Below are 7,542 nucleotides of genomic sequence, written 5' to 3'. Positions count from 1 at the left end.
GGTGGGCACACGGGACGGCGCGCCCAGCGGCGCCTCCGCGTTCCGGGCCTGGACCCGCACCACCAGTGCACTGCGCACGGGGTGCGGGTTCAGGCGCGGAAGCCTCGGGCGCCGGCAAGGGCGCCGTTCCGTTGTGCCCACCCGTCCCGCCCCGGCGGAACGCATGCCCACAACGGACGGGGCGCCGTCCCGGCGGAACGCCTGCCCACAACGGGCGGCACGGCCCGTCAGCGGTCGTAAGACAGCCCGTGCCCCAGCGGGTACAGGACCTTCGTCGGGTCCGTCGCGTTCTGGATCGGGACCGGCAGGCGGCCCCGGGGCCGCGCGCGGCCCGCCAGGACCCGCGCCGCCGCCCGGAGTTCGACGTCCGTCCAGGAGTAGGACGCGAGCGCCGCCCGCTGCCCCTCAAGACGTGCGACGTCGTAGGGGTTCCGGATCGCGACCGTCACCACCGGCACCCCGGTCGCCACGAGCCGCGCGACCAGCGTCCGCTGCGGGCTGGTCGCCGAGACGTTGTACGTGCCCACGACGACGACGTCCTTGCCCGCCGCCGCCCCCACCGCCTCCTCGATCTTCGCGGCCGTCGGCGTGATCCCGGTCGACAGCGCCGTCGCGGTGAAGCCCAGTTCCGAGAGCGCCGTCGCGAGCGTCGTCGTCGGCGGCCCCGTCGTACCGGACGGAGAGGCGGGGTCGGCGCCGACGACGAGGACCGAGCGGTGGGAGGCCGGGCTCAGCGGCAGGAAGCCGTCCTCGTTGACGAGGAGCGTCGTGGTGGCCTCGGCGATCCGGTCGGCGTGGGCGAGGTGGGACTCGGTGCCGACGACGCGGTCGACGGCCGCCCGGGTCGCGTACGCCTGCCGGAAGAGCCCCAGCTTCGCCTTGAGCCGCAGGATCCGCAGGATCGATTCGTCGAGCCGGGCCTCCGTCAGTTCGCCGTCCTTGACGGCCTTCAGGACCGCGTTCCAGGCGACGTCGAGCTTGGGCGGGTTGAGCAGCTGGTCCACGCCGGCCTTGAGGGCGAGGACGGGGACGCGCTCGTCCCCGTACTTGGTGCGTACCCCCTCCATGGCGAGGGAGTCGGTGACCACCACGCCGTCGTAGCCGAGCTGCTCGCGGAGGATGCCGGTGAGGATGGGCCGGGAGAGCGTCGCCGGGTCCTCGCTGGGGTCGAGCGCGGGGACCACGATGTGCGCGGTCATGATCGAGTCGATGCCGGCGTCGATCGCGGACCGGAACGGCGGCGCGTCGAGCTCGGCCCACTGCTCCCGGGTGTGGGTGATCGTCGGCAGGCCGTAGTGGCTGTCGACGGAGGTGTCGCCGTGCCCCGGGAAGTGCTTGGAGGTGGCCGCGACCCCGGCCCGCTGGTACCCCTTCACCTGCGCGGCGACGAGCCCGGCGACGGCCTGCGGGTCGGAGCCGAAGGAACGGACCCCGATGACGGGGTTGGCCGGGTTGACGTTCACGTCGGCGACGGGGGCGTAGTTCTGCCGGATGCCGACGGCGGCGAGTTCCTCGCCCGCGATCTCCGCGGCCTTGCGGGCGTCCGCGTGCGAGCCGCCGGCGCCGAGGGCCATCGCCCCGGGCAGCAGGGTGGCGGGCTTGCCGACCCGGCAGACGATGCCGTGCTCCTGGTCGGTGGAGATGAGCACCGGGACCGGGGTGGGCTGCGCGAGCGCGGCCTGCTGGATGCCGTTGGAGAGGGCGGTGATCTGCTGGGGGTCGCGGGTGTTGTGGGCCCAGGAGAAGTAGATGATCCCGCCGACGTGGTAGCGCTCGACGAGCTCGGCGGCGGTGCGGACGCCGATCTCCTTGAGGTTGGCGTCGATGTCGGCCTGGTCGGGGGCGGTGGCGGAGTGGCCGTAGACCCGCATCACGAAGAGCTGGCCGACCTTCTCCTCCAGTGACATCCGGTCGATGATCCGCCGGAGTTTCAGGTCGGTGGCCCGGACGTCCGTCTCCGCGTGGGCGGCGGGGGCGGTGAAGCCGGTGACGGCCGCGGCGGCGGCTGCGGCGGTCACCGTGAGGAGGGTGCGTCGGGAGGGGGCGGGGGCGCGGTGGTGCACTGATGCTCCTTCCGGCCGTGCAAGGTTGAAGGAAACTTCCAAGGTGTCACGGATAGCCCGAAAGTAACTGCCAGGTCAAGGACCCGCGCAGGAATCGTTCCCGCCCGCCTCAGGCGGCCGAGGCGATCGTGGGCCAGAGCTCCTGGAGCGTACGGACCGTCTCCCGGATCGCCGGGCGCCGCGCCGCACCTGTCCGCCACATGGCGTGCAGCCGGCGCGTCGGCGTCGGGTCGAGCCGCACCGGAACGACCTCCGCCGGCAGGGCCCCGCGGCCCAGGCGCGGCACGAGGGCGATGCCGAGACCGGCCGCCACCAGGGCCACCTGGGTGTGGTTCTCCTCGGCCTGATGGACGATCAGCGGCTCGTACCCCGTGGCCCGCAGCGTCCGCGTCAGCCAGTCGTGGCAGACCGTCCCCGGCGGCTGCGAGATCCACCGCTCCCCGGCCAGCTCCTCCCGGCGCACCGCGTCCCGCGCCGCCAGCGGATGGTCCCGGTGGACGAGGATGTCGCACAGGTCGTCGCCGATGACCACCTGCTCGACCCCCGGCGGCGTCGGCAGCGGCGCGATGTCCCAGTCGTGCGCCACCGCCAGGTCGATCACGCCGCGCGCCACCAGGTCGACCGAGAGGTGCGGGTCCACCTCCGAGAGGCGGGCGTCGAGGTCCGGGTGGAGCCGGGCCAGCTCGGCGAGCGCCCGGGGCATCAGACCGCGGGCCGCGCTCGCGAAGCAGGCGATCGTGAGCCGCCCGGCGGGCCGGCCCCGCCGCTCCTCGAGCCGTACCTCCGCCTCCTCGACGAGCGCGAGCAACTGGCGTGCGGTGGCGGCGAGCTGATGGGCGTCGTCGGTGAGCCGGATGCCGCGGCCGCTGCGTTCGAGCAGGGTCGTACGGGTCTCCCGCTCCAGCTTCGCGATCTGCTGCGAGACCGCGGACGGGGTGTAGCCGAGGGCGGTGGCGGCGGCGCCGACGCTGCCGTGGACGGCGACGGCGTGCAGGGCGCGCAGACGGCCGAGGTCCAGCACGGGCACCTCCTGTGAGAGTTCCTGGATGTTCCTGGATGTTCCTGGGAGTTTCTGGATGTAGCAGTGCTTCATCCCACCATGAAGAGACCTGTGCTGGTGCTACACGGTCGGCGGCGGCCATGCTCGATCGCATGCGCCCCGCCCACATCGCCCTCGCCGCCCTGGTCGCCGCCGTCTGGGGAGTCAACTTCGTCGTCATCGAGATCGGCCTCGACCACTTCCCGCCGCTGCTCTTCTCCGCCCTCCGCTTCCTCGTCGCCGCCCTGCCGGCGGTGTTCCTCGTCGGTCGCCCGAAGGTCGCGTGGGATGGGGTCTCCCCTGCTCGAACGGAGTTGAGAGCTTGGGGAAGGATCGTGGGCGTCGGACTCGTCCTCGGCGTGGCCAAGTTCGGGCTGCTCTTCACCGGCATGGACCTCGGCGCCCCGGCCGGACTCTCCTCCCTCGTCCTCCAGGTCCAGGCCGTCTTCACCGCCCTCCTCGCCTTCGCCGCCCTCGGCGAACGCCCGGCGCGGCGGCAGGTGCTCGGGATGGCGGTGGCCCTCGCCGGCATCGGCGTGGCCGCCGTCGACGAGGGCGGCTCGGGCCCGCTCGTCGGCTTCGCCCTGGTGATCGCCGCCGCGGCCTGCTGGGGCGTCTCCAACGTCCTGACCCGCAAGGCCGCCCCGCCCGACGCCCTCAACTTCATGGTCTGGGTCAGTACGGTGCCGGTCCTGCCGCTCCTCGCCCTGTCCCTCCTCCTGGAGGGCCCCGAGCGCGACCTCGCGGCCCTGCGCGGGCTCGACTGGACGGGCGTCGGCGTCATCGCGTACGTCGCCTGGATCACGACCGTCTTCGGCTTCGGCGCCTGGGGCCTGCTCCTCCGCCGCTACCCGGCTTCCTCCGTCGCCCCCTTCTCCCTCCTCGTGCCCGTCTTCGGCATGTCCTCGGCGGCGCTCGTCCTGGGCGAGCCGGTGAGCCCGCTCCGCTGGTGCGCGGCGGCGCTGCTCGTCGGGGGAGTGGCCCTGACCTCGCTCGCGCCGCGCGGTGTCCCGGGACGGAGCGCGGTACGGAATCCCATGGCGCGCGCCGAGGCCGTGCCCGTATCGTTCCCCCGTCCCACCAGCGAGGAAAGGCGCGCATGACCTTCGAGAACGTCGTCGTCGACAGCACCGAACCCGCCCCCGGCACCGTCTTGTTGGCCGGAATCCCCGGCAGCGGGAAGTCCACGGTCGCGGCGGCCCTCGCGGCGCGGTTCGCCCGCGCCGCGCACATCGAGGTCGACCACCTCCAGGAGCTGATCGTCCAGGGCTGCCACTGGCCGACCCCGGACGGCGACCCGGAGGCGGACCGCCAGATCCTGCTGCGCGCCCGCAACGGCTGCCTGCTCGCGGACAGCTTCGCCGCGGCCGGCTTCCTGCCGGTCCTCGACGACGTGGTCGTACGCCGCTCGCACCTGGACTTCTACCGCGCCCACGCGAAGGCGGCCCCGCTCCACGTGGTGATCCTCGCCCCGGGCCCGGACAAGGCCTGGGAGCGCAACAATGCCCGCCACAAGAAGCTGACGACGAACTGGGCGTTCCTGGACGAGGCCATGCGCGCGGAGCTCTCCGGCGAGGGCGTCTGGATCGACAACGCCGAGCAGACGGTCGAGGAGACGGTCGACGCGGTCCTCGCGGCGACGGGCCTGGCCGCCTACGCGGACGCGAAGGCGAACGGCTCCGCCGGCTCGTAGCGGTCACCGACGTCCCCGAGCAGCCCCTCGACCGAGAGGTCGAGCCGCGCGGCCCGGCCGAAGTCGAGCGCGTCGAGCCGGGTCCAGACGATGTCGGGGGAGTACGAGGACTCGAAGGCGTACACCCGGTTGGTCAGGTCCGCGAGGGTGCGCCAGATCGTCGCGGAGATGTTCGGCCGGGCCGGATCGGGCGTCCCGAACGGCTGGGCGGCGTTCCGCATGACGCTCAGGAGCGCCGCGTAGGCACGGGCCGGCGTCTCGGCGGGCGGCAGCCGGTCCAGGTAGTAGGCCGCCCGGACGAAACGGTCGGCGGCCTCGGTCGTCCCCGGCAGAGGCAACTCGCCGCCGAAACCCTGGTACTTCCGCAGATGTGCCAACTGCTCGTCGAACGGCGGGGAGTTGGTCATCACCGTGTACGAACGGTCATGGTGGATGCGGGGCTTGCCGTCCAGGAACTCCACGACCGCCGAGTCGCCGCCCGCGTCCTCGATCGCGAGGTGCACGGTGCTGAACGTCCCCGCGTGCGCGTCGCCCTGCGGCCGCACCTGGAAGGGCTCGGCCTCCATCGACGCGACCGCCTCGGCGACCGTCGCGAACCGGTCCAGGACGTACTGGGTCCACATCGAGACGCTCACCGCGGGCAGCCGGGCGTCCCGCTCTCCGAAGTCGGCCTCGGCCAGCCACAGCAGGTGCGCCCCGAGCCCGCGCTCGTTGACGCCGTCGGTCGTGGCACTGTCGTACGCGGTCGCCACCACGCTCCCGTACGCCGCGGTCCACCGCAGCGGCGCGGGGTCGCCGCCCCGCACGCCGACCCGCTCGACGCCCCGGGGCAGCACCCACAGATTCGTGCCGAGGCCCTGCTTCCAGTCCATATTGCGACCGACGACCACCGGCTGCCCGACGGCCCGCCACATGACACGCGTACACATGCGGCCAGGCTAATCGGGAGAAACCTGCCCGAAGGGGAACGGCACGTTCAGCCTTCGGAGCGCGGGAAGCCGTCGGTCTTGACGACGATCTCGCGCCCTTCGAGGGGTAGAGTCAGGTCCTCGCCGAAGGAGACCAGCTCCTGCTGTGCGTAGCTGCCGGTGCGGGTCGGGTTGCTGTGGATGGTGCAGACGTTCTCGGAAGGGTCGATGATCACGTAGAGCGGGATCCCGCACTCCGCGTACATCCGGAGCTTCTTCTCGAAGTCGTTGTCCCGAGTGCTGAGCGAGATGATCTCCAGCACGGCCTCCAGGCTGTGCCACTCGAAGCGGCCCCGCTTGTTCCGCTCGGAGCCGGGGGCGACGATGGCCAGGTCGGGGGCGTAGCCGTAAAGGCTCGACGGGAAGTCGATCATGACGGCCGAGAGGATCTCGCCATGTCCGGCGAGCTGCTGCTCGATCTGGGGGGCGGCCCGCAGGATCACCTTCCACTGCTGCTCGCCCTGGGGGGTCATGATGATCTTTCCGTCCGTGATCTCGACGCGGTAGCCGTTGGGCAGGGCGACGCCGTCCAGGACGTCCCAGGCGGTGGAAAGGTCCATCAGTATGGTCGTCATGCGATCCTCCGTGTGGCGCTCGTCACCACGATAGCGGTCGGCTACCCCCGCGGCGCCGCCGTCGACCCCCGTACCACCAGCTCCCCCGGCACCGGTTCCACGCCGTCCGCCGGGGGCTCCTCCGCGCCCGTCGCCAGGCGGCCCGCCCGCACCCCCGCCTCGTGCAGCGGCAGTCGTACGGTCGTCAGGGCCGGGACCGCGTCCACCGCGAACGGCAGGTCGTCGAAGCCCGCGACCGACACGTCGCCGGGGATCGACAGGCCCCGTTCCCGCAGGGCCGCGCAAACGCCGAGCGCCACCGTGTCGTTGGCCGCGACGACCGCCGTGAGGTGGGGGTCCCGGGCGAGGAGTTCCGCCGTCGCCTCGTGGCCGGAAGCGCGGTCGTACGGGCCGTGGACCGTCGGGCCCTCCGCCACGCCCGCCGCCGCGAGCGCCTCCCGGTGGCCCTCCAGACGGTGCCGGGTGGTGGTGCGGTCGGCCGGCCCCGCCACGTAGCCGATCCGCCGGTGGCCGAGTCCGAGCAGGTGCTCGGTGAGCAGGCGCCCCCCGCTGCGGTTGCCGAAGACGAGCGCCGCCGTGCTCGCGTCGCCCGGGACCGGCGGCCGCCCGCAGAGCACCACCCGGGTCCCGGCCTCCGCCAGCTTCGTCAGCTTCCCGGCCGTCGCCGCGAGGTGCTCGGGGTCCTCCAGGGAGCCGCCCATGAGGATCACGGCCGCGGCCCGCTGCCGCTGGAGGAGGGTGAGATAGGTCAGCTCGCGCTCGGGGGAGCCGCCGGTGTTGCAGACGACGGCGAGCTTCTCGCCCCCGCCGCGCCCCGTCGCGCTCTCCCCGATCGCGCTCTGCGCCGCGCTCGCCATGATCCCGAAGAAGGGGTCGGCGATGTCGTTGACGAGGACGCCGACCAGGTCGGACGTGGCGGCGGCGAGGGAGCTCGCGGGGCCGTTGAGGACGTAGTCGAGCTCGTCCACGGCCCGCAGCACCCGTTCCCGGGTCGACGCGGCGACCGGGTAGTTGCCGTTCAGGACGCGGGAGACGGTGGCGGGGGAGACCCCGGCACGGGCGGCCACGTCCGCCAGGGTGACGGTCATCGCGTGCGTACCTCCAGCATCGTGTGCGTACCTCCGGGGCCCTTGTCGACGGCGATGTCGGCAGGCTAGCGTCATCCCCGATGGAAAGCGCTTTCTGTCCGGAGCGGGGCGAGGGC

The 7,542-nt window shown here is 73.0% G+C and carries 7 protein-coding genes; 2 read left to right on the top strand and 5 right to left on the bottom strand.

Features of this window, described 5'->3' with window-relative positions:
* Positions 1–227: 227 nt before the first annotated feature.
* Together ACWGN5_RS32400 and ACWGN5_RS32395 are read right to left on the bottom strand one after the other, a co-directional pair.
* Positions 228–2,063: a glycoside hydrolase family 3 protein gene (locus ACWGN5_RS32400; RefSeq protein WP_453521910.1), complete on the bottom strand. Its 1,836-nt coding sequence runs from the start codon at positions 2,061–2,063 to the stop codon at positions 228–230.
* A gap of 109 nt (positions 2,064–2,172) precedes the next feature.
* Entirely contained in the window at positions 2,173–3,084 is a 912-nt protein-coding gene (locus ACWGN5_RS32395; protein ID WP_453521908.1) for a LysR substrate-binding domain-containing protein, read from the bottom strand.
* 131 nt (positions 3,085–3,215) lie between these two features.
* Between ACWGN5_RS32395 and ACWGN5_RS32390 the strand changes: the two genes are divergently transcribed.
* The gene (locus tag ACWGN5_RS32390; RefSeq protein ID WP_453521906.1) at positions 3,216–4,205 is read left to right on the top strand and encodes an EamA family transporter; all 990 of its coding nucleotides are present in this window, start codon (positions 3,216–3,218) and stop codon (positions 4,203–4,205) included.
* Positions 4,202–4,795, top strand: a complete 594-nt coding sequence (locus ACWGN5_RS32385) for an AAA family ATPase (RefSeq protein ID WP_453521903.1) — start codon at positions 4,202–4,204, stop codon at positions 4,793–4,795. Before ACWGN5_RS32390 ends, ACWGN5_RS32385 begins: the two co-directional genes overlap by 4 nt.
* Here ACWGN5_RS32385 and ACWGN5_RS32380 read toward each other — a convergent pair.
* Genes ACWGN5_RS32380 through ACWGN5_RS32370 form a run of 3 tightly spaced genes read right to left on the bottom strand, consistent with a single transcriptional unit; the run spans position 4,756 to position 7,426 of the window.
* Entirely contained in the window at positions 4,756–5,724 is a 969-nt protein-coding gene (locus ACWGN5_RS32380; RefSeq protein ID WP_453521902.1) for a linear amide C-N hydrolase, read from the bottom strand. The genes ACWGN5_RS32385 and ACWGN5_RS32380 overlap by 40 nt on opposite strands.
* A gap of 47 nt (positions 5,725–5,771) precedes the next feature.
* Complete coding sequence (locus ACWGN5_RS32375) at positions 5,772–6,338, bottom strand: Uma2 family endonuclease (protein WP_453521900.1); 567 nt, start codon at positions 6,336–6,338, stop codon at positions 5,772–5,774.
* 41 nt (positions 6,339–6,379) lie between these two features.
* Positions 6,380–7,426: a LacI family DNA-binding transcriptional regulator gene (locus ACWGN5_RS32370; protein ID WP_453521897.1), complete on the bottom strand. Its 1,047-nt coding sequence runs from the start codon at positions 7,424–7,426 to the stop codon at positions 6,380–6,382.
* Positions 7,427–7,542 lie beyond the last annotated feature (116 nt).

Source organism: Streptomyces sp. NPDC055815, from assembly GCF_053616475.1.
The sequence above is the reverse complement of the archived record's forward strand: the minus strand, read 5'-3'. Positions and strand labels throughout refer to the sequence as shown.